Genomic DNA, 20170 nt, shown 5'->3' with positions numbered 1-20170 from the left:
TATTCCCCTTCGGGAAACGCACGGAAAACCGTGCGAACGCCATCATCAAACATTAACACATCGACCCATGTTCGATAATTTAAGTATAAAGCTGGATAAAGCCTTTCAGACGCTGAAAGGCCAGGGCAGGATCTCCGAAATCAACGTTGCCACCACCGTAAAGGAAATCCGCAAAGCGCTGATCGACGCCGACGTTAACTATAAAGTAGCCAAGGAAGTAACGGACGAAATCCGTGAAAAAGCCATGGGCCAGGATGTGCTCACGGCCATTTCGCCCGGCCAGTTGCTGGTGAAGATCACCAACGACGAGCTGACCGCCCTCATGGGTGGCCACAGCGAAGACATTAAAATAGACGGCAATCCCGCCGTCATCCTCATTGCCGGCTTGCAAGGGTCCGGTAAAACCACGTTTTCGGGAAAGCTTGCCAACTACCTGAAAAAACAGGGACGTTCGGTGATGCTCACCGCCTGTGACATCTATCGCCCCGCGGCCATCGACCAGCTGAAAGTGCTGGGCGAGCAAGTGGGTGTGGAGGTCTATGCCGAGCCTGAGAACAAAGACGCCGTGAAAATTGCGAAAGCGGCCATTGAACACGCCAAGAAAAACAACCACCGCATCGTGATTGTGGATACCGCCGGTCGTTTGGCGGTTGACGAAGAAATGATGGATGAAATTGCGCGCCTCAAAGCGGCATTGAACCCTTCAGAAACCTTGTTCGTGGTCGACTCCATGACCGGCCAGGATGCTGTGAACACAGCCAAGGCCTTCAACGAACGCCTCAACTTCGATGGCGTGGTGTTGACCAAGCTCGATGGCGATACGCGTGGTGGTGCGGCCCTTTCGATCCGCCGCGTGGTGGACAAGCCCATCAAGTTTATGAGCCTTGGCGAAAAGATGGAAGCTATAGACCGCTTCTATCCCGAACGTATGGCCAGCCGTATTCTCGGCATGGGCGACGTGGTGTCGCTGGTGGAAAAAGCCCAGGAAGTATTTGACCAGGAAGAAGCCGCCCGCCTCAACAAGAAAATCCGCAAGAATCAATTCGATTTCAACGACTTCCTGTCGCAGCTGGAACAAGTGAAGAAGATGGGAAATATGAAAGACCTGCTGGGCATGATTCCCGGCATGGGCAAAGCCATCAAAGACATCGACATCGACGATAACTCATTCAAGCCCATCGAAGCCATTATCCGTTCCATGACCCTGGCCGAGCGCGAGAATCCGGACATCCTCAACAGCAGCCGCAAGAACCGCATCGCGGTGGGAAGCGGAACATCTGTGCAGCAGGTGAATCAACTGCTGAAACAGTTCAGCGACATGCGCAAGCTCATGAAGACCATGAACAAAATGGGTGGCGGCAAACGCGCCTTGTCGGCCCTGAATCCATTCGGCCGATAGCCCGGGCGATTGTTAATCAATTTTGTTGCGCAACGTCTTTCACGTGCTTACGGAAATAAGTGAAAATGATGTCCCTCAAAGTTTTACAGACGGGTTGCGAAGAAAGAATGTAGGACCGGTTTGCGACGCGAATATTTTTTAGAAAATATAACGCGAAGACATAAACCAAACCGACATATCCACCGTTCTTACTACAGTTTACAGGTTGTTATATAAATTAGTAAAGATGCCCCGACTACTTCGGGGCATTTTTACTATTATCGTGCACCGTAAAATACCTTAACAATCCACCCAACCAAACTCAACAACGTATGAAAAGAATTACATTTCTGATGGTGGCGCTTGCAACTGTTCTCACCAGTGCTATGGCGCAAGACAAACCCGCCAGCCCTCAGGCCACGGTGAAAGGCAAGCTTGGAGCAGCCGATGTCACCATCGTGTATTGTCAACCTTCGGCACGCGGTCGCAAAATAATGGGGGGTCTTGTTCCCTTCGGCGAAGTGTGGAGAACCGGAGCCAACGACGCCACCACCATCGAATTTAGCAAAGACGTGAAAATTGAAGGCCAGGACCTGGCCGCCGGCAAGTATGCCCTCTTCACCATTCCCGGTGAAAGCGAATGGACCATCGTGATCAACAAAGACAGCAAGCAGTGGGGTGCCTACAGCTATAAAGAGAAAGACGACGTGTTGCGCGTGAAGGTGAAGCCCACCAAAACCGCAGCCGCAGTAGAAACCTTCAACATCGCCCTCGGCAAAGACGAAGTGCAGTTGAAATGGGAGAACACTGCCGTAGCATTTAAAGTGAAAGGCTAAGCAACTTCTGCTTCACGATAATTTAAAAGCCCCGCGCTGGCGGGGCTTTTTTATTTTCCGCATATTGGCCCCGCATAACCACGATGCCCCAATGCACATTCTAGGACGCTACGACCGCCTTGACCTGCCCCTGCTTGGGCTCTATAATATCCATGCAAAGATCGACACCGGAGCGTTCTCCTCGTGCATTCACTGCCACAAGGCCGAAGTGGTGAACGGCGTGCTGGAAATCATTCTGCTCGACGACGAACATCCGAAGTTCTCGGGCAAGAAATTTTCTTTTCGCGAATTTGAAGTGCGCAGCATCAAAAACTCTTTTGGTGAAGTGGAGCGCCGCTTTGTGGTGTTCACCACGCTGCGAATTTTTGGCGAAGAAATAACAACCGAATTTTCGCTCAGCAACCGTGGCTCCCTGAAGTTTCCCATCCTGATTGGCCGGAAAATTTTGCGTAACCGCTTTCTCATAGACGTGACGCAGAAAAATCTTTCCTACCGCGAGAAACGTCGTCGCCGTTTGGCCGTCAAGAAAAAGAATCGTTAACAACAGAACTCAACCTTTTTCCGCTACTTTATGAACATTGCCATTCTGTCGAGAAACCCCAAGCTTTATTCTACCCGCAGGCTCAAGCAGGCGGGCGAGGCGAGGGGTCACAAGGTTGAGATTATCGACCACATGAAGTGCGTGCTCTTCATTGAAAAGAAAAATCCGGTGGTGCTCTATCAGGGGCGCCGTCTTGACTATTTCGATGCCATCATTCCCCGCATCGGGGCGTCGGTCACGTTCTATGGCGCGGCGGTGGTGCGCCAATTTGAAATGATGAAAGTGTTTACGGCCGTAGAGTCGCAAGCGCTCATTCGCTCGCGCGACAAGCTGCGCAGCCTGCAGATTCTTTCGCGCGCGGGCCTGGGTCTTCCCAAAACCATTTTCATGGACTATTCGCGCGACACCGAAGGCATTATTGAAGCCGTGGGCGGCGCGCCGGTGGTGATAAAACTTCTGGAAGGAACACAAGGCCTGGGAGTGGTGCTGGCCGAAAACAAAAAAGCCGCCAAGTCGGTGATCGAGGCGTTTCACGGACTGCATGCACGCATCATTGTTCAGGAGTTTATTAAAGAAGCCAAGGGCGCCGACATCCGCGCGTTTGTGGTGAACGGCGAAGTGGTGGGCGCCATGCGGCGCCAGGCCAAGGAAGGCGAATTCCGTTCGAACCTGCACCGCGGCGGCACCGCCAAAGTGGTGAAGCTGTCGCGCCCCGAAAAACAAGCGGCCATCACCGCCGCCAAAAAAATGGGCCTCGATGTGGCCGGGGTAGACATGCTGCCCTCGGCACGCGGGCCGCTGATTTTGGAGGTGAACTCATCGCCGGGGCTGGAAGGCATTGAAGGTGCCACAAAAGTTGACATCGCAGGAAAGATTTTTCAGTATCTTGAGAAAAATGCTGGAAAGAAAAAGATACAGAAGGATAAGATAAACGCTTGAGTTTCATATACCCGTAAAAAACACCTTGCAGAAGATTGTCATAGCCGGCCAGGAAATTCAACCGGGCGAATTTAAAGAGATAGACATTAACATTGCGCGGCTTCCGTCGCACACGGTCATCGACACGCCCATCTATGTGTCGCGGGGCGAAGAGGATGGCCCGGTGCTGGCCCTCACGGCAGGCATGCACGGCGACGAAATTAACGGCATGGAAATCGTGCGCCGCATATTGGACAGCGGCCTGCACAAACCCAAGCGCGGCGTCACCGTGTGCATGCCCATTGTGAACATGTATGGCTTCCTGAACTACTCGCGCGATGTGCCCGATGGCAAAGACATTAACCGTTCATTTCCCGGAAGCAAATACGGATCGCTGGCCGCCCGCGTGGCCTATCACCTCATGCACCAGGTCATTCCCTATGTGGATGTGGGCGTGGACTTTCACACCGGTGGCGCCATGCGCGCCAACTATCCGCAGGTGCGCGCCGTGCTGAAAGACGAAACCAACATGAAGATGGCCGAAGCCTTTCACGCACCCTTCACCATCGATGCGCCCTTCCGGCCAAACTCGCTGCGAAAGGAAGCATCGCGCAAAGGCAAAAACATTATTGTGTATGAAGGCGGCGAATCGCTGCGCTTCGATCAGCAAGCCATCGAAGAAGGCATTGCCGGCACCATGCGCCTCATGAAACACCTCAACATGATTGATGTGGCGCCCGAGCCGCGAGAAGAAAACCGCATCATCTGGAGCACATCGTGGATACGCGCGCGCAACGCGGGCTTGTTTCAGTCGAACGTGAAGTGCGGGCAATTGGTGATGAAAGGGGAGTGGGTGGGCACCATCACCGATCCGTTCGGAGAATTTAAGGAAGAAGTGATGGCCTCCGAAACGGGCTATGTGATTGGTCTCAACAACATTCCGGTGATCAACGCCGGCGATGCGCTCATGCATTTGGGCATGGATAATTTTTGCAAACTCGATCAGCCCGCGGTGGAGTGAAGAACATTTGTGAAGCAGGATGGGTTAATCAAGATAGACAACAATCGCTGTGGAAAATTTCCTGGAACAATACGGATACATCGCCCTTGCCATAGGCACCTTTTTTGAAGGGGAGACCGCTATTCTGGTGGCGTCGTCACTCATTCATCAGGGATTGTTTGATGCGCCCTACACGGTTTTCTTTGGCTTTGCCGGTTCGTTTATCAGCGACTGGCTCTATTTCACCATCGGCCGGCTCAATGGAAAATATTTTGTGGCCCGGCGGCCCAAGCTGCAAGAGAAGCTGGCGCCGGTGCGGCGTTTTTTTGATACACACAAAATTCAGATCCTGTTTTCGTATCGTTTTCTGTATGGCTTTCGGGTCATCATTCCGCTCATTATCGGCATGAGCAATTTGAAGTTGTCGCAATATCTTTTTTATAGTCTGGTGAGCGGGCTCATCTGGTCGTCGACGGTGAATGCGGTGGGGTATAGCATCGGGCGTTTTCTGGATATTAAGACCACGATGTTTGAAGACAATATCTTTTTTATAATGCTGGGGTTTGCATCGTTTGGGTTGATGATTGGGTATGCGGTGAAGCACTTTGCAGCGCGGAAGATGCATGTGGTTTCGTCTGACTCAGTCGGAGACTGAGTGGAGGATGGGCACGGGTCGAAGACCCGCGCCAGTTTCCGATTTCGTTCACCCTATTTGTGGCTGTGGCCATCGGCGTCGCCGTCCTTGTTTTCGGAGCTGAAGAAACAATGCAAAGCGCAGCCATGGCTTTTGTTGGTGTAGCCGGATTCGACCTGCGCTACTGTTTTGCCAGCCACTTTCACAACGCCGTCGGGGTCGGTAGTCACCACGTGGCCTTTCTTGGATTTGAAACTGCCGTCTTTTTGGATGGTGCCGAGGCCTTTGCCTGCGGCTGTGCTCACGTCGCCATTGTCGGCGATGATGCCGATCACCTTGCCGCTGGTGTCGCACACTTTTCCGTTTTTGATAGAGCCAAGGGGCTTGCCCGCTTCGTCAACCACCGTGCCGTCGGCTTTGAGGTGTGGGTGCATGCCCTTGTGCTTGGGAGGAAGCTCCTGCGCATTGACAAGGGTGACGGTGATGAACAGGAACGTGAGGATTGTGAAGATTGCTTTCATGATTTTATGTTTTTAGTGAGCGATTTTTTGAATGCGTGGTGAATACGTCACCAAAGATGACGCATCACCTTTGCCCGCGAGGAAACTTGTGACAGGGGAGGGCATGATTTATATCATGAAAGGATGTTTCCGTCAGCCGGATTCCGACGGAGACCTGACTTAGATTATGCATGTGGTTTCGTCTGACTCAGTCGGAGACTGAGTGGAGGATGGGCACGGGTCGCAGACCCGCGCCAGTGTGTGGTTGTTCGGTGGGTGGAATTGGGGTACCTTTGAGGCTTCTCAGGCTTTTTAACACGGCGCTTATGTATTCGAAATGTTGGTTGGTCATTAAAGACGACGGTAAGCGCACGTATGAGGTTTGCGGCAAGACGGGCAATAGCAACTTTTTCACGAACGGCACACACGGCATGCAACGCGCGGGCATGAATGTGAGTTATGTGACACCGCCGGTCACCAATCAGAATTCAAACAAGGAGATGGTGAAGGTTTCGGGCTATACCCAGGAAGACGGATTGCACGAGCGACTGCTGGCCGAATACAGACAGATTATTGCCCGATCGATCGATCATTTCGACGACGGCGAATAGTGCATGGGCATCCACGCCTCGAAACGCTGGAGCCAGTTTGATGTGGTGTTGCCGGGTTGACCGATGCCAAAGCCATGTCCTCCCTTTTCAAGCAAATGAAGTTCTACGGGGCGTTTCGCCGCCAGCCATTTCGAGCTGATGTTGAGCGCGTGCGTGGCAAAACCAAAATCATCGTCGGCGGCGCACACTACGAAGAGTGGTGGTGCGTCGGGCAGCACGGCAGATAGTCGCGACTCGGGCATGTCGGCATAGATGGGGGCAACAAAGTCGGGGCGGTTGGCGGCAGTGTAGTGAAAAGCGGTGGAGGCGGCCACCATGCCTCCGGCAGAGAAGCCCATGATGCCGATGCGTTGAGGTGATAGTTTATAGTCGGCGGCGTGGCTGCGCACATAGGCAATGGCGGCGCGGCCGTCGGCAATGGCCAGGGGAATGATGGGGTCGGCCTCTCTGTCCCACGCTTCGTGATCTTTGGTGTTGAGCATGTCGTCGAACGGATTGTTGGAGGTGATGTGAAACACTCTGTAGCGCAGCACAAAAACCGTGAAGCCTTTTTTGACAAGCCAGTTTGCAGCGTTGTTTCCTTCGTGATCGATGGCCAGAAAATGAAATCCACCCCCGGGACAAACCACAACAGCCGCACTGTTGGCCACGGCGGGTTCGGGTGTGAAGACGGTGAGCGTGGGGTTCACCACGTTGAACACGCACATCACGTTCACACTATTCTTGTTGTTCATCTGCTCTTCCCATGTCCAGCCTTCAGAACCGGGAGCAGCACCGTTGTATAGTCTGATCACGTTTTGTTGTGCGTGAACACTTCCCGCTAGCGTCATCATAAGCCAGAATAATTTTCTCATCAATCAAATGTATTCATTAAAATTTAATGCGGCGCAAGGCATGTCGTTGATGAATGACGTTGGATGAAATCCTCATGATTGACGCTGCCAGGCAGGAGCGAGCAGGGGGAAGATCGGGCATAAAACTGCGCGTAATTGACCTTCGTTTTGCGAGGGTCAAGGGATATCAATCCCGTGCTTTTTTTAACATTTCTCTTTTTCTGCCCCTTTTTTCGGGATGCGTTACCCGCTCTTCGTCGGGATCTGTGGAGAATTGTCCCCTCTTTTTGTCGGTTCAGGGCCATAATCGGGCGAAAAACGGACGGCGTACCTTTTTAGCCGTAGCTGCTTTTTTTGGGGAACGGTCGGGGCCTACTTTTGAACTGTTTAGTAAAAATAACCCTCAATTTTTTCGACATGTACAATCTCTTCGGCCCGCTGACGGCAATATCCCTCTTTTTTTCCTCAGCATTTCACACCGCAGGCACCCTTGCCGACAACACGCTTTTGAAAAACGACTCTGTTGTGGAAGTGTCGCTGCACCAACCCCTGGAGATGGCCCGTGTGCAGTTTGAAGAAACGGTGACGCAACTTTATGATGCCTTGAACTTGTCGGACTACAGTCTGTCGCGCGAAGTGTTTCGCTATGGCATGATTGGCTACAACTCACTGCTGCAACAAGGCAAGATTGGCTCGAAACAATTGCTCACCATCATCGACTTTTCGAAGCCCAGCACCAAGAAACGTTTCTACACCATCGACCTGGCGTTGATGCAAGTGAAATACTACACCTATGTGAGTCATGGAAAGAACACGGGCGAGAACGAAGCCAAAGCGTTTTCGAACATCATGCACTCCAACCAAAGCAGCCTTGGATTTTTTACCACCGCCGAAACCTATGTGGGCAGCAAAGGCTACAGCCTCAAGATTGACGGTTTGGAAAAAGGTGTAAACGACAAGGTGCGCGACCGCGCCGTGGTGATTCACGAAGCCGAATATGTGAGCGAAAGCTGGATCCGCAAATATGGTCGCCTCGGCCGCAGCCAGGGTTGCCCGGCGTTGCCCATTGGTCAGTCAAAAACCATTATCAACGCCATCAAGGACGGAACCCTGATCTTTGCCTACTTTAACGATGCCGCCTATCTGCACGGCTCGTCTTATCTCAACCTCGAACAAGTGCTCAACAACCTGAGTGTGACGGCCAGCGCCAAACACTAGTGTAGCACTCACAATCCCGCAATGGCTCCGGCTTTGTCTTTTGGATAAAGCTGTTGCAGCTGACGTTTGTCGTGTCCGTAGATATCCTCCCGGAAGTTGATGGTGTCGTTCTCGTCTACCCAGGCGGTGATGTATTCGATGTGCACGTCCAGTTTCTTTTTCAGGTGAATGGTGGCAGGCTGTGTGGCATGCATGGCTTCCTGAATGCGCTTGGTATCCCAACCTTTCTGATCGCGCATGAGGTATGCGGCCAGCTTGGCAGGTTCGTCTACGCGCACGCAGCCGTGACTCAGCGCGCGATAGTCTTTGGTGAACAGGCGGTGGTTGGGTGTGTCGTGGAGGTAGACGCTCATGTTGTTGGGCATAATGAATTTCACCAGACCCAGCGAGTTGTCAGGACCGGGTTGCTGCACGATGCGATATTTGTAAGGATTGGCCGTGTCGTCCCACACTTCGGTGGTGGGGTCGATGGGCACTTCGTCTTTATAGAACGCGTAGTTTTTGTCGGCATAATAGGCCGTGTTGCTTTTGAGGCGCGGAATGATCTCTTCCTTGATGATGCTGGTGGGCACCGTCCAGGTGGGGCTGAACACAATGTATTCAAGCGCGTCGCTGAAGATGGGTGTGGGTTTGTCTACCGCGCCCACGATCACGCGCATTTGCAGCGCGGGCTTCCGGTTTTCATAGACCGTGAGGGTGTAGGCGGGCACATTCACAAAGATGTAGTTGTCGCCATACTTTTCGGTTGACCAGCGCATGCGCTCCATGTTGAGGGCGATCACGTCGGCTTTGTCTTTGAACGACTGGTTCATGAACCGGAGTGTTTTTTCGCCGATCACACCATCGGGTTCCAGGCCGTGTTTGGCTTGAAACATTTTCACGGCATCGACCAGCGTGGCGTCATAGCGCAGCGAATCGAACGTGCCCGTAAGGCTGTCGAGCGTCATGGCGTAGGGGCGCATGTCGGTGAGCGAAAGTTTTTTGCGCACCGAGGGCACAATGGCGTTGTGGTCGTCCAGCTTCACTTTGGTGCCTTTCACAATGTCGATGGCGGCCGGTGTGTTTTTTTCGAGGGCACGATAGTAGGCGAGGGCCTGCTGAAGCTTGCCGTATTGTTCGTTGGCAGGTTGAATCTGTTGGATGGCCGTGGTGAAATCGGCCGGGGTCTGCACCTTGCTCATAAGGGCCACGTCGGCACTGCTTAGGGTGCGCTGGCCAGGCATCCAGATGCTGCGGCCGCTCACCACTTCGGTGATTTTGCCGGTGCTGAGGTGTGTGGTGAAATGGAACAGCATTTCGGTGATGTAGACGTCGAGGGTGGCGAGCGCTTTGCGGTCGACAGCCTTTTCGCTATAGAGTATTTTTACTTTTTCCTGAATGCCTTGCACGTCGTAGTCGCTGGCGCGCAGGCCAAATTTGCCGGCATCGTTCAGCGTTGCTTCAAGGGCGGCAAAGAGCGGCGAGGGCTTGGTGTCGAACAGCCATTGGCTTTGAAAGCCGTGCTGGCGATAGAATTGAGCGGCTTTGGCCAGGGTGGCGGCGCCGGCTTTGTTGAATGCAGTGGAATCTATGCCCACGGGCTTGGCCGGTAGCTCCGCCACCATCGTGGTGGTGTCGGCTTGTGCCACTTTGGGTGCCACGGCAACCTGTGCCACGCGTTGGCTGCAGGAATAGAACAGTGCGGCCGACAGCGTCAGGTACGTGAGTGTGTTAAGATTTTTCGAGATTTTGAACGATGTGTACATGTTAGATTAAACCCTCCTTTGCTCTGATTACAAAAACAATTCCAATCGCTACAGGCGTCAAAACGCTACCAAAGTGTAGAATCGGGAACCCACAGAGAGGGACATGTGGATTTTTAAGCACAATCGAACTAAGTTTTTTCACCAACGGTCCGGGCCGTCCCGGATGCATTGTGCCTTCCAATCGGGAAGGGTATTGCAACCATTGGGCCAAACTGTTGCACAGGAAAAAATGGCGCATAATAGCGTCAGATCCCCATGTGGTTTGAGCTTTGTTTCGGATTTGTCTTAGAAACGGAATAAAAATTCCAACGTCCCTCCCGGAACGGCGCAACCGTGTATCTACCGTGCGGCGCCAAGCGATTCGTTTACATTCTTGTTAACGTGGTTTTTTAGTGTTTTTCGCTACACCCGTAGCCCGGTGGTTAGTCGGCTTCGGGCATCGCGCTCCAAACAAGGGTGTGTAACGGGCCGGGTGTCGGCAGGTTGGGTTTGGAGCGATAATTTTTCAGGTTAATTTCGGGCTGTCATTTCGGCTTGTCGGGTGTGTCATGAAAACAGGGATGTGCGTTGTTGATGCCTTTAATTTTTATCTTTGACGAACTCGTTTTGGGGAAGTTTCCTGTGCTTTCCGGAAAAACGAATTCAAGGAAAAAAGCAAGCCGGCACTATGAGTCCTGCGTATACCGCACTCTGGAACAGCATCCGGTCGTTCGAAGTGGACGATCCCTCGGCGGCGTTCACGTTTAGCGACCGGCTGGCCCGCGAAAATGGATGGACCCTCGAATTTGCCCTGCGCGCCATCGAAGAATACAAACGGTTTATGTTCCTGATCTGCATTTCGCCCACGCCGCTCACACCGTCGGACGCGGTGGACCAGGTGTGGCATTTGCACTTGCTCTACACCCGGTCGTATTGGGAAGATTTTTGTGAACACACGCTGCAACAGAAAATACATCACGGCCCCACCAGGGGCGGCGGGCAGGAGCGCGACAAGTATCACGACTGGTATTCGCGCACCAAAACGTTTTATGCCAGCACCTTCAACCAGCCACCTCCTGCTGATCTTTGGCCACCCAACGACGTGCGTTTTCGCGATGTGAATTTCCGCCGCGTGAACGTTGATAAATTTTGGATCATTAAAAAACCACTGGCTTGAAACTGCTTTCGACTCTGACCCCCGCAGAAACCCTGTTGCTTCGAAAGGGCGACACGGTTACGTTGAATGAGATGCTGAAGTTCACCCTCATGGATCTGTTGCTGAAGCAGGTGCTGGAGATGAAAGATGTGACGCGACAGGCACACCCGAAGGAGCCTGTGCAGAAGTATAAATATGTTTCGACCGGCGCGCAGTTCGCAACCTATAAGGCGCGCGTGCACGAGAGGGTTTTTCTGTCGCCGTTCAAGTCGGGCAAAAAAAATAGTGATCTGAGCATCCTGTTCAGAAACCTGGTGAAGGTTGGCTATGAAAATGCCAAATCGCGTGGTTGGTATGTTACAGACCTTTTTAGTACTGCCACATTAGGCGCTGCTTTTGAAAGAAGTTTCTGGCAGCGCTTTAGTGGAAAATTTTCATATACCCGTCAGGGTCTTCAGTGGCAAACGGAAGTTGAAAACGAGATTGCCACGTTGGAAAGCGACCTGCCTCAAAAAATGAAAAAGGATCGTGCTAACACATTGGAGATGTTGAAGGGCATTGGCGGGAATATTTTTCTATTGAGCGGCATTGATGTGGAATTGGCGCGCACAATAGAGCGGGCCTTGCAGGAGCACATGGTAGAGACGGCGCCGCCGTTTGTGGCAGGGGGTGGATGCTGGAGTGATTTCAGTACGTATGATAGTCAGTTTGATAGTTCATGCGGAAACGATAATTCGTCGGGTGATAGTGGATGTGGTGGCGACAGCGGGGGTGACAGTGGTTGTAGTGGGGGAGGATGTGGTGGCGGTTGTGGAGGAGATTGATGGATGTGATGTTTGTTGTGTGTGATTTTTGTTGTTTGATTTTTGTTGTTGGTTGTTTGTATTGACGGAGGTGAACATGGATCCAGGTGCGTTGACTGAAACATGATGGCCAGAATTTCAGGTAGCTCCGATGGAGCTCGAATTTTGTGCGTTGGTTTCCTCTATAGACAGGGAGCTCCTGACGGAGCTGTAGAATTTCTTCCCCTTCAAATTCGTCTTAATCCCTTTGGAAGTGTAGAAACATTGCCCTTCTCCGTTAATACGGCACTTTTGGATTAGGTATAGAAATTGGTGAGATGCGCATGACCACGGCGTGTGTGGAGGCAATGTGTTTTGCTTCCGCGAGAAAAAGATTCGCGTGGTGCGATCTAACAAAAACAACTATGATTAAAATACTTGCCCTTGTTCTTGTAGTACTGGGTATTGCAGGACTTATTCTTGGCGTGCTCGGTGTGTTTGGTCCCGATGTGGTGGCCGTGAGCCCGTGGGCCCTTGCCATTCTTGGACTTATCTTTTTTGTGTCGGGCATTGGGTTGCTGAAGAACAAGCGCGACACCGACGAGATATAATGTCGGTAGCGCGGATGGAAACACAACACCCACGTTGTTTCAGATTGATATTGCCGTGAAAAAACGCGTAGGTGTTTTTTTCGTTGGTGAAAACCAGACGACATGTGTGCGAAAGAATAGGAGACTCCTATAACGGAGTCGTGGTGTTGCGTTAGTGTTTTGTGCTATAGACAGGCTGCTCCGCCGGAGCAAATGCAGAAGAACAGGGCGTTGGGTTTTCCACCAGCGGTTGGCGCAAGTGTTGCTTCGCCAACGATTTCATGATAACTTCGGTGCACAACCTTACCCTTCCCGCCCCCATGAAAGACTTCAACATTAACCGACGACTGTTTCTTCGTTCGGCCACGGCCACGCTGGCGCTCTCTGCGCTGGGTGCACACGGCATGGACATTATCCATCCCGCCAAGCCCCTGCGCGTAGGGTTGATTGGCACCGGGTGGTATGGCAAGAGCGATTTGTTTCGCCTCATGCAAGTGGCCCCCGTTGATGTGGTGGCCCTCTGCGATGTGGACCGCCACCAACTGGAAGCCGCACGCGACCTGGTGAAACAACGCATTGCCTCAAACGCCAAAGCCCCCGCCCTCTATGGCGACTACAGAAAAATGCTCGCCGAAAACCAGCTCGACATTGTGCTGGTGGGCACACCCGACCACTGGCATGCACTGCAAGCCATCGAAGCCATGAAGGCAGGCGCCAACGTGTATGTGCAAAAACCGATTAGTGTAGATGTGATTGAAGGCGAAGCCATGGTGGCCGCCGCCCGCAAATATAATCGTGTGGTGCAGGTGGGCACACAACGCAAGAGCACACCCCACCTCATGGAAGCCAAGAAGAACGTGGTGGACGCCGGGCTGCTGGGAAAAATATCGCACGTGGAAATGTGCTGCTACTTTCACATGCGCAACAACGGCAACCCACCCGTGCAAGCCGTGCCCGACTATTTCGACTATGAGATGTGGACCGGCCCCGCACCCCTGCGCCCCTACGACGGCCTGCCACACGTGCGCTGGTGGCGAACGTTCAGCGAATATGGCAACGGCATTATGGGCGACATGTGCATTCACATGTTCGACACCGTGCGCTGGATGCTGCACCTGGGCTGGCCCACACGCATCAGCTCCGAGGGCGGCATCTATGTAGACAAGACCGGCAAGAGCAACATTGCCGACACCCAAAGCGCCGTGTTTGAATATCCCGAACTCAACTGCGTGTGGCAACACCGTGCGTGGGGCACACCGGCCGACCCCGACTATCCATGGGCCTTCTTTCTCTATGGCGAAAAGGGAACCCTGAAAGCCAGCACCATGCGCTATGACTTCATACCCACCGACCCCAAAGGCACCAAGATTCACCAGGACGTGGTCTACGAAAAAGAAAAGTATCCCGAAGACCTGAAAGAAAAAGACATCGAGCTGAACGCCGCCCCCGCCACACGCCTGCACATGCTCAACTTCCTGCACGCCATCGAAACCAAAGGCAAACCCGTAGCCGACATCGAAGAAGGCCACATCAGCACAGCCAGCTGCATCATCGCCAACTTGTCGATGAAGCTAGGCCGACCACTCTCATATGACGCCGCCAAACGCGAGATTGTGGGCGACGCCGAAGCAACGAAGCTGTTGCAGCGGACGTATCGGGAGCCGTGGGTGCATCCGGTGGTTTAGTGTTTAGTATTTAGTCTTGAGTATTTAGTCTTTCACTGTCGAGTATAGTCTCCCGCTCGCGGGCTGCGACACTGATCGCTGCGACGTTGAGTGTTGAGCATTTAGGAGATAGTGGTTTGTATTGTATACTTGCGTCCGTGACTCACGTAGTAGCATAGTCTCCGCTCGCGGGAACTATGCGTTTTGTTTTTCCTGATGGTGAATTGCACTGGACGCCAGTAGTTGAGTGCATGACTAAATACAAAAAAACTGAAATGAAAATCTTCTTGCCGATTTCTGTTGTCTTTATTGTGCTTGTTTGGCAGGCATGCAAAACACCTTCTGCCGACAGTGCGAAAAGTGCCGACAGCACCACACTGGCGCACACGCCCGAGAGAGCTGACTTTGGGGCTTTCGTGGAAAAGTTTGAGTGGGCTTTGAAAGACTCGCTCGAAGTTTTTTCGGGAAGCTATTTTGGCCAGCCGGACTATCCCTATACCGGAACGGAAATTGACAGCCTGGATCTGAGATGGTTGCCGGTGACGTCGCAGCTGTATGACCCGTTTTATCGCTGTTTGAAAATAAGACTCGATAGCGTGCACGATGGTTTGCTGGTGCGCACACCGTCGGAGTATGAAAGCTCGTCTATTAAATTGTTTGTGACCAACAACACCGGGCGGTTTGTGCAGGAGCAGTTTATTGAATTGGCCGAATCGTTTGGAGACGCGGGCTATTCGATGGACAAACGCACGTGGATCTTTAACACAAAATCGAAACCCCAATTCCTGATCTGGGTGCACGACGCCGACGACAGAAGCGTGGAAGACGAAAACGACACCACCGTGGTGACCACCGACTACACCTGCCTGATTGCCTGGAACGGCCACAACTTCGACACGCTGGGCGTGAACAAACGCGAATACCTGTTGCAATTTCTAACCCTTAGCAACAAAGCAAAAAGTGCCGGGCAATAATGGGAGAGGCAACTACTCAGGACTAAATTCGAGTCCAACAGCACTGGGCGACGGCATCAGTGCCTAAAAATGCGCCTTCACCTCAATCTGTCCATTGGCATGAAAGAGCAGCTTCACCTTGTGGGTGGAGACGTCTGGCGGGTCGTCGCCAACGATGTCATATTCGGTTGTTATTTCGGTTCGCAGGTAGGTGGAGTCGTTCACAAATTTGCCGTTGGCTCCTTCGGCTACATCAACATCGCCGCCCTGGTAGGTCAGATGTTCCGTGTCAACAATGTTGAAGAACTTGTCGAGCGTGTAGGCGGTCAAGTAGATGATGTTCTCATGTTCGCTAACCACGGTGAAGCGTTTGATGCCACCTTTCATTTCGCGGAACGACATGGGATAGCCCTGCAGGGGACCTGCTTTTACTGAATCGTTCACGACAATCCAGCGCGCATGCTTGACGCCCGATGTGTTCCAGATAGGCACCAGCGTGGTGTCGTTGGGCAGATCGTAGACACGTCGTTCTTTTACTTTGAAGAGCGCCACAAACTCCGGCACCTGCAAAGTGTCGAACAATAGTATCGACGAAGGCACACGGGCCTTTGGTGGCGGCAACGGCCCGATGGGTTCGGTTGTGTGCACAACCGTGTCGGTTGCCAATGGTGGCTCGGCGGGCGCAGCCGGGGGCTTGCATGAGAAGAGGCAACAGGCAACAAACAGGGAAACAACAAAATGGCGCATCAACGAGGCAGACGGTACGAAATCAAAGATAGCGCAACACCTCACCTCCGCCAAACAGACCGCGAGCATTAAATTCACAATCACAACGGCAAGGTTGTTCGCTACACCCCGACAGACCCTATTCAAAAGACGGCTACAACCAAACGACCCCAAAAATCTCAATACTCAACCCTCTTGACTAAAGACTTCTTTCCTTACCTTTGGTCTATGACCAAAACACCCCACATTGGCCGCAACATTTGCCGCCTGCGCGAGCTCAGAGAAATTAAACAGGAAACGATGGCCGAAGAGCTGGGCATTAGCCAACAGGCGGTTTCCAAGCTCGAGCAAAACGAAACCATCGAAGACGTGACCCTCGGCCGCATCGCCAAAGTGCTGGGCTTCTCCCCAGAGGTGATCAGGAATTATAATGATGAGGCGGTGATTAATAATATTCAGAATAGCTACGATTCATCTACGCCTTTACAAAATAACGGACCTTTTCACAACTGCCATTTCAACGATAAGCTTGAACAGGCGCTTGAGGAGAATAAGAAGCTTGTAGATGAGATTAAGAGTTTGTATGTGGCGTTGTTGAAGGAGAAGGATGAGAAGATTGTGTTGTTGGAGGAATTGTTCCGAAAGAAAGAATGAACACAAGAGTAATGATATTGGTCTTTAAGGGAGTTTCTGTTTTTTTTAGATGATCATTCCATGGCCGAGAATGTTAAACGAGATAAGAATTTCTTTGCTCTCTCTTTAAAAGGGATTGGTAGATTGCAAAATCAGGACGCAAGATTGGTAATACAAAGTGAGATGTATGATGTTTTTGCTGTTTTTGATGGTGTAGGATCAGCTAAAAACGCAAAGAAAGCGACGCAAATGGCTGCGATGTTTATAAGAAAGTATCATGAGAGATTCTTACATGAGCGGATTAGATTGTCGGCAATGATTGCCGAGTGTAATGACTATATTGTTGCCTCAAATTTAATTGAGCCCTTCTCAACGGTTTGTATTGTTGTTATTTTGAAGCATAGTGAGGATGTTTTTTATATTTCAGTTGGTGACAGTAGAATCTACTTGGTAACAAACCAGTACATTGAGCAAATTAGTAAGGATGACAAGGTGTCTGATTCAAATGTGCTAAATAAATGTTTGGGAATGGCAGAACTAGGTCATGGGGATTTTGAACAGAAAAGATTCAGGCTAGAGCGGGGATTCTTGGCCTTGTGCACGGATGGATTTTATTCATTGATGGAGAAGAATAAATTACTTTTTTTTAATGTTTTGAATAAGAAGAGGCCGTCGACAATAAGGGAGAATTTGAGGAAAATGATCAAAGGTAATAATCTTGATGATGCTACACTGTTGGTGATTAAATAGAGAAAAATGTTTGCGACAGAAAAACAATTGGTGAAAAAACTTAGGGTTAACTATAAGGAAATTTGTTGCTGGAATTTAGAGAAATCAAAAACGCAAATTTTGGAGGAGGTCGATTTGGGGTTTGGTATTGCTGACTTGGTAATCTCTCAGGTTAACAAAGCTGCATTTGTGAAGGACGAATTGGGTCATTTTGATATTCTGATATATAAGGTAATTTCTGATAGTAAAAAAGCTTCATTTTTGAACATCATTGAGAAGACAAAAGCAAATCAACTTCAGGTCAGGAGATCATTGCACAAACTACAAATGAATGGTTATATTGATAGCAAGGATGAATTATTTAGAGCAAAGCGCTCGTATTCCCATGTGATCTCAAAGAGCGTGGCCGTTGAAGCGAAGCTAAAAGATTGGAAGAGAGCATTGAATCAAGCGTTTCGATATAGGTGGTTTGCATCACAGGCGTTCGTGGTGCTTGATAGTAAATATTCCCTACCTGCTGTGAAAAATCTCAGTCATTTCAAAAAAATGAATGTCGGCCTGGCAGTAATCGATCTCGATGGGCTGTTAACTGTGCACTTTAAGCCTAAAATAGAGAGACCTATTAATGAAAGCATGAGCATTCTTCTTAGTGAGCAAGTAAAATTGAGTTTACTTGGTAAGAAGAAATGATTTCCAAGTCTCGAGGTGATAATTTTTGCTCTCATCTGTGAGAAAAATTTTCTTTTCCTCTAATTTTCGATAGGCGTGAATGGCGTCCTCTATTAAAGAAAGAACATATTTTTTTCTTTCATTTAAGTCTGCTATTGATGCGACTTTTTTAAGAAGTCTATCTATTGATAGGAGGTAGTTCTTATGAACGTCGGGTTTCTGGTTGCTCCATGCATAATATTCCTCGAGACATGAATCGGAAAAAATGTTTTTTTCATTTTTTATAACTTTTAATCCGCCCTGACTTCTGACTAAATCAATTAATTGAGCTTTGATGAAATTTAATATTTTTTCAGAAAAGTACCATCCCTTTGATGGGCCGCCATCTTCGTTTATTAGAAATCTTCGTATTGAGAAATTTCGAAGATTTTCGTAAGAAGCAATTGTTATGAAGTCTATGTTGGTGACGGCTAAAAAAATAAGGACATCCCAGTTGGCATAGGAGTAAATCGTCTCAAATTTTTGTTTCTTAAGGACAGAGAGAAAGCGAGAGAGATTATTCAGGTATTTGAAATCTGTCGATATTTTTTGTCGATGTTCTGGTCGGGCTTCACAGACGATGTAGTATCCATCATATTGAATATCAATGTCGGTTAAGGAGTATAGAAGTTTGTCCATTTTGGATGCATCAATAACGGTGTGATTGGCTATCGGGATAGTCATATAGTATTTCTTTCCGTCTACCTTATTTGAGACCAGCCAGCTGTTGATATTTTTTATGACGATTATGAGTTTGTCCAAGTCATCGTTTTCATAGAAGTTTGGAATAACGATATTATTAAGGCCAATGGAAATCTGATATCTTATGCCAGCCCTTATGGCATTTTCAATATACACTTCTGTTTGTTGTTCGGAGTCCGGGTTTGCAGCTGGATGGAACGGATAGGTACTGAGTTTTCCCTTGTTAATGTTACCTGACTCTTTTTTGCCATAGTATTGAAGGTCGATCATTGACTTGGCAAGAACTTCGTTCATGGGGTAGTCATTCATAGTTTCATGATCAAAGTAGCCATAAGGGAAGCTGTAGGCACAAAAGATGAACCCATCTCCAACGCCGTTTTTAAAGTGACTATCTAAATTCCATTTATGCATGTGACCTATTAAGTGTAGTGTTTTCATAAGATTAGGTTCAGGATATCATCTATTTTTCTGGGTCTTTCTGAGGGGCTGAATTTCATCGTCTCTTCACAGAATTGACGAAGGGTGAATCCTAAGTCGGTTATGAATTTTTCGTCATTTTTTTTAAATTTCTGGCTGACCTGGTGCTCGTTATTTCCAAAAGGCAGTCTGTTGTGGAATAAAAAGTATGCTATAACGCCTAGGCTAAAAAAGTCGGTGCGATATGAGATTTTGTCTTTGTCGCCTGCGAATTGCTCAGGAGCCCCAAACATCCAGCTCTTTGGTTGCCAGCCGGCAGCAGTTATTGTGGGGTCTTCTAAATTTCTGACAATGCCAAAGTCTATTATTGTTGGTGTGCCATCTTGAGCGATAATTATATTTTGCGGCTTAAAATCACGATGTACATAGTGTGCTTCCCAAATCGGTTTCATGGTGATAACCAAGTCCGTCATGAGTTGGCAGATCAGAGGGCAATTGCCTATGTAAACATTTGTGATATCAGATAGAGTATCACCTTCGATGAATTCTTCAAACAGTACTAGTTCACCCTTAAATTCCACCGTCTTTATTATCTTCGGTATTCCCGTGAGGTGCTCGAACGTTTTATACACATTCATTTCCCTAGTGAATCTTTCGTCAAGACCTCCAGGGAATAACTTTAGAACCAGCTTATTTCCGGCGATTACAGGAAAGTATACAAATTTTTGTCCGCCGCGTTTCGGGCTTTGAAAAAAACTTGTGATTTTGAAGTGCTTAATAAATTCACGACTAAGTTGATGCGGACTCATGGCTTCTAGCTACAAGTGAGAAAAAATTTGAATGGTTGACATTAAAAAACACTGAACCGACTAGCCAAACTTGCTGGAATCTGATTATGTAGAACTGGATTTTTTACT

Annotated in this window: 22 protein-coding genes; 16 read left to right on the top strand and 6 right to left on the bottom strand. The window is 49.8% G+C overall.

Annotated elements, in window-relative coordinates:
* Positions 1 to 67: 67 nt before the first annotated feature.
* The 6 genes from ffh to JI741_RS16110 all read left to right on the top strand — a co-directional run bounded on the left by ffh (position 68) and on the right by JI741_RS16110 (position 5328).
* The gene (gene ffh / locus JI741_RS16135; RefSeq protein WP_202011351.1) at positions 68 to 1399 is read left to right on the top strand and encodes a signal recognition particle protein; all 1332 of its coding nucleotides are present in this window, start codon (positions 68 to 70) and stop codon (positions 1397 to 1399) included.
* Positions 1400 to 1710: 311 nt separating this feature from the next.
* Positions 1711 to 2214, top strand: coding sequence for a DUF2911 domain-containing protein (locus tag JI741_RS16130; RefSeq protein ID WP_202011349.1), 504 nt, complete (start codon positions 1711 to 1713; stop codon positions 2212 to 2214).
* Between the two features lie 91 nt (positions 2215 to 2305).
* Positions 2306 to 2755, top strand: coding sequence for an ATP-dependent zinc protease family protein (locus tag JI741_RS16125; RefSeq protein ID WP_202011347.1), 450 nt, complete (start codon positions 2306 to 2308; stop codon positions 2753 to 2755).
* A gap of 30 nt (positions 2756 to 2785) precedes the next feature.
* Positions 2786 to 3694, top strand: coding sequence for a 30S ribosomal protein S6--L-glutamate ligase (gene rimK / locus JI741_RS16120; protein ID WP_202011345.1), 909 nt, complete (start codon positions 2786 to 2788; stop codon positions 3692 to 3694).
* A gap of 25 nt (positions 3695 to 3719) precedes the next feature.
* Complete coding sequence (locus tag JI741_RS16115) at positions 3720 to 4694, top strand: succinylglutamate desuccinylase/aspartoacylase family protein (protein ID WP_202011343.1); 975 nt, start codon at positions 3720 to 3722, stop codon at positions 4692 to 4694.
* Between the two features lie 49 nt (positions 4695 to 4743).
* The gene (locus JI741_RS16110; protein WP_202011341.1) at positions 4744 to 5328 is read left to right on the top strand and encodes a DedA family protein; all 585 of its coding nucleotides are present in this window, start codon (positions 4744 to 4746) and stop codon (positions 5326 to 5328) included.
* 53 nt (positions 5329 to 5381) lie between these two features.
* On the opposite strand, the gene JI741_RS16105 is transcribed toward JI741_RS16110, so the two are convergent.
* Positions 5382 to 5828 carry a 5-fold beta-flower protein gene (locus JI741_RS16105; RefSeq protein WP_202011339.1) on the bottom strand — a complete coding sequence of 149 codons (447 nt, stop codon included), beginning with the start codon at positions 5826 to 5828 and terminating at the stop codon, positions 5382 to 5384.
* Between the two features lie 305 nt (positions 5829 to 6133).
* Between JI741_RS16105 and JI741_RS16100 the strand changes: the two genes are divergently transcribed.
* Positions 6134 to 6418, top strand: a complete 285-nt coding sequence (locus tag JI741_RS16100; RefSeq protein ID WP_202011337.1) for a hypothetical protein — start codon at positions 6134 to 6136, stop codon at positions 6416 to 6418.
* Here JI741_RS16100 and JI741_RS16095 read toward each other — a convergent pair.
* The gene (locus JI741_RS16095; protein ID WP_202011335.1) at positions 6397 to 7251 is read right to left on the bottom strand and encodes an alpha/beta hydrolase; all 855 of its coding nucleotides are present in this window, start codon (positions 7249 to 7251) and stop codon (positions 6397 to 6399) included. The two genes, JI741_RS16100 and JI741_RS16095, sit on opposite strands and share 22 nt — an antisense overlap.
* A 417-nt stretch (positions 7252 to 7668) precedes the next feature.
* On the opposite strand from JI741_RS16095, the gene JI741_RS16090 reads away from it, so the two are divergent.
* Positions 7669 to 8469, top strand: coding sequence for a murein L,D-transpeptidase catalytic domain family protein (locus JI741_RS16090; protein ID WP_202011333.1), 801 nt, complete (start codon positions 7669 to 7671; stop codon positions 8467 to 8469).
* A gap of 8 nt (positions 8470 to 8477) precedes the next feature.
* Here JI741_RS16090 and JI741_RS16085 read toward each other — a convergent pair whose 3' ends face one another.
* A complete protein-coding gene (locus JI741_RS16085; protein ID WP_202011331.1) occupies positions 8478 to 10214 on the bottom strand; it encodes a L,D-transpeptidase family protein in 1737 nt (578 codons plus the stop codon).
* A 667-nt stretch (positions 10215 to 10881) separates the two neighbouring features.
* Here JI741_RS16085 and JI741_RS16080 point away from each other — a divergent pair.
* The 5 genes from JI741_RS16080 (at position 10882) to JI741_RS16060 (ending at position 15359) form a co-directional block, all read left to right on the top strand.
* Positions 10882 to 11370, top strand: coding sequence for a glycine-rich domain-containing protein (locus tag JI741_RS16080; protein WP_202011323.1), 489 nt, complete (start codon positions 10882 to 10884; stop codon positions 11368 to 11370).
* Positions 11367 to 12173, top strand: a complete 807-nt coding sequence (locus tag JI741_RS16075) for a hypothetical protein (RefSeq protein WP_202011321.1) — start codon at positions 11367 to 11369, stop codon at positions 12171 to 12173. Before JI741_RS16080 ends, JI741_RS16075 begins: the two co-directional genes overlap by 4 nt.
* Positions 12174 to 12556: 383 nt before the next feature.
* Positions 12557 to 12742, top strand: a complete 186-nt coding sequence (locus tag JI741_RS16070; protein WP_202011319.1) for a hypothetical protein — start codon at positions 12557 to 12559, stop codon at positions 12740 to 12742.
* Between the two features lie 299 nt (positions 12743 to 13041).
* Positions 13042 to 14406 (top strand): Gfo/Idh/MocA family protein, encoded by a 1365-nt coding sequence (locus JI741_RS16065; protein ID WP_202012020.1) that lies wholly within the window; start codon positions 13042 to 13044, stop codon positions 14404 to 14406.
* A 254-nt stretch (positions 14407 to 14660) separates the two neighbouring features.
* Positions 14661 to 15359, top strand: a complete 699-nt coding sequence (locus tag JI741_RS16060; protein ID WP_202011317.1) for a hypothetical protein — start codon at positions 14661 to 14663, stop codon at positions 15357 to 15359.
* A gap of 63 nt (positions 15360 to 15422) precedes the next feature.
* On the opposite strand, the gene JI741_RS16055 is transcribed toward JI741_RS16060, so the two are convergent.
* A complete protein-coding gene (locus JI741_RS16055) occupies positions 15423 to 15986 on the bottom strand; it encodes a hypothetical protein (RefSeq protein ID WP_202011315.1) in 564 nt (187 codons plus the stop codon).
* Between the two features lie 306 nt (positions 15987 to 16292).
* On the opposite strand from JI741_RS16055, the gene JI741_RS16050 reads away from it, so the two are divergent.
* From JI741_RS16050 to JI741_RS16040, 3 genes are read left to right on the top strand one after another with little or no spacing between them, the layout of a single operon-like run.
* On the top strand, positions 16293 to 16718 hold the full coding sequence (locus JI741_RS16050; RefSeq protein ID WP_202011313.1) for a helix-turn-helix domain-containing protein: 426 nt from the start codon (positions 16293 to 16295) through the stop codon (positions 16716 to 16718).
* 60 nt (positions 16719 to 16778) lie between these two features.
* The gene (locus tag JI741_RS16045) at positions 16779 to 17447 is read left to right on the top strand and encodes a PP2C family protein-serine/threonine phosphatase (protein WP_202011311.1); all 669 of its coding nucleotides are present in this window, start codon (positions 16779 to 16781) and stop codon (positions 17445 to 17447) included.
* A 6-nt stretch (positions 17448 to 17453) separates the two neighbouring features.
* A complete protein-coding gene (locus JI741_RS16040; RefSeq protein ID WP_202011309.1) occupies positions 17454 to 18116 on the top strand; it encodes a hypothetical protein in 663 nt (220 codons plus the stop codon).
* On the opposite strand, the gene JI741_RS16035 is transcribed toward JI741_RS16040, so the two are convergent.
* Both JI741_RS16035 and JI741_RS16030 read right to left on the bottom strand, forming a co-directional pair.
* Complete coding sequence (locus JI741_RS16035) at positions 18096 to 19274, bottom strand: hypothetical protein (protein ID WP_202011307.1); 1179 nt, start codon at positions 19272 to 19274, stop codon at positions 18096 to 18098. The two genes, JI741_RS16040 and JI741_RS16035, sit on opposite strands and share 21 nt — an antisense overlap.
* Complete coding sequence (locus JI741_RS16030) at positions 19271 to 20062, bottom strand: serine/threonine protein kinase (protein ID WP_202011305.1); 792 nt, start codon at positions 20060 to 20062, stop codon at positions 19271 to 19273. Before JI741_RS16030 ends, JI741_RS16035 begins: the two co-directional genes overlap by 4 nt.
* Between the last annotated feature and the right edge of the window lie 108 nt (positions 20063 to 20170).

The organism is Chryseolinea lacunae, assembly GCF_016735595.1.
Classification (GTDB): domain Bacteria; phylum Bacteroidota; class Bacteroidia; order Cytophagales; family Cyclobacteriaceae; genus Chryseolinea; species Chryseolinea lacunae.
This window is presented reverse-complemented; position numbering and strand designations above follow the sequence as displayed.

Bases quoted from the DNA above. Each gene is read 5' to 3' on its own strand.
- JI741_RS16085 (WP_202011331.1), bottom strand. From the start codon at position 10,214: ATGTACACATCGTTCAAAATCTCGAAAAATCTTAACACACTCACGTAC.
- JI741_RS16095 (WP_202011335.1), bottom strand. From the start codon at position 7,251: ATGATGACGCTAGCGGGAAGTGTTCACGCACAACAAAACGTGATCAGA.
- JI741_RS16065 (WP_202012020.1), top strand. From the start codon at position 13,042: ATGAAAGACTTCAACATTAACCGACGACTGTTTCTTCGTTCGGCCACG.
- JI741_RS16100 (WP_202011337.1), top strand. From the start codon at position 6,134: ATGTATTCGAAATGTTGGTTGGTCATTAAAGACGACGGTAAGCGCACG.
- JI741_RS16080 (WP_202011323.1), top strand. From the start codon at position 10,882: ATGAGTCCTGCGTATACCGCACTCTGGAACAGCATCCGGTCGTTCGAA.
- JI741_RS16030 (WP_202011305.1), bottom strand. From the start codon at position 20,062: ATGAGTCCGCATCAACTTAGTCGTGAATTTATTAAGCACTTCAAAATC.
- JI741_RS16105 (WP_202011339.1), bottom strand. From the start codon at position 5,828: ATGAAAGCAATCTTCACAATCCTCACGTTCCTGTTCATCACCGTCACC.
- JI741_RS16045 (WP_202011311.1), top strand. From the start codon at position 16,779: ATGGCCGAGAATGTTAAACGAGATAAGAATTTCTTTGCTCTCTCTTTA.
- JI741_RS16090 (WP_202011333.1), top strand. From the start codon at position 7,669: ATGTACAATCTCTTCGGCCCGCTGACGGCAATATCCCTCTTTTTTTCC.
- JI741_RS16125 (WP_202011347.1), top strand. From the start codon at position 2,306: ATGCACATTCTAGGACGCTACGACCGCCTTGACCTGCCCCTGCTTGGG.
- rimK (WP_202011345.1), top strand. From the start codon at position 2,786: ATGAACATTGCCATTCTGTCGAGAAACCCCAAGCTTTATTCTACCCGC.
- ffh (WP_202011351.1), top strand. From the start codon at position 68: ATGTTCGATAATTTAAGTATAAAGCTGGATAAAGCCTTTCAGACGCTG.
- JI741_RS16060 (WP_202011317.1), top strand. From the start codon at position 14,661: ATGAAAATCTTCTTGCCGATTTCTGTTGTCTTTATTGTGCTTGTTTGG.
- JI741_RS16050 (WP_202011313.1), top strand. From the start codon at position 16,293: ATGACCAAAACACCCCACATTGGCCGCAACATTTGCCGCCTGCGCGAG.
- JI741_RS16040 (WP_202011309.1), top strand. From the start codon at position 17,454: ATGTTTGCGACAGAAAAACAATTGGTGAAAAAACTTAGGGTTAACTAT.
- JI741_RS16070 (WP_202011319.1), top strand. From the start codon at position 12,557: ATGATTAAAATACTTGCCCTTGTTCTTGTAGTACTGGGTATTGCAGGA.
- JI741_RS16035 (WP_202011307.1), bottom strand. From the start codon at position 19,274: ATGAAAACACTACACTTAATAGGTCACATGCATAAATGGAATTTAGAT.
- JI741_RS16130 (WP_202011349.1), top strand. From the start codon at position 1,711: ATGAAAAGAATTACATTTCTGATGGTGGCGCTTGCAACTGTTCTCACC.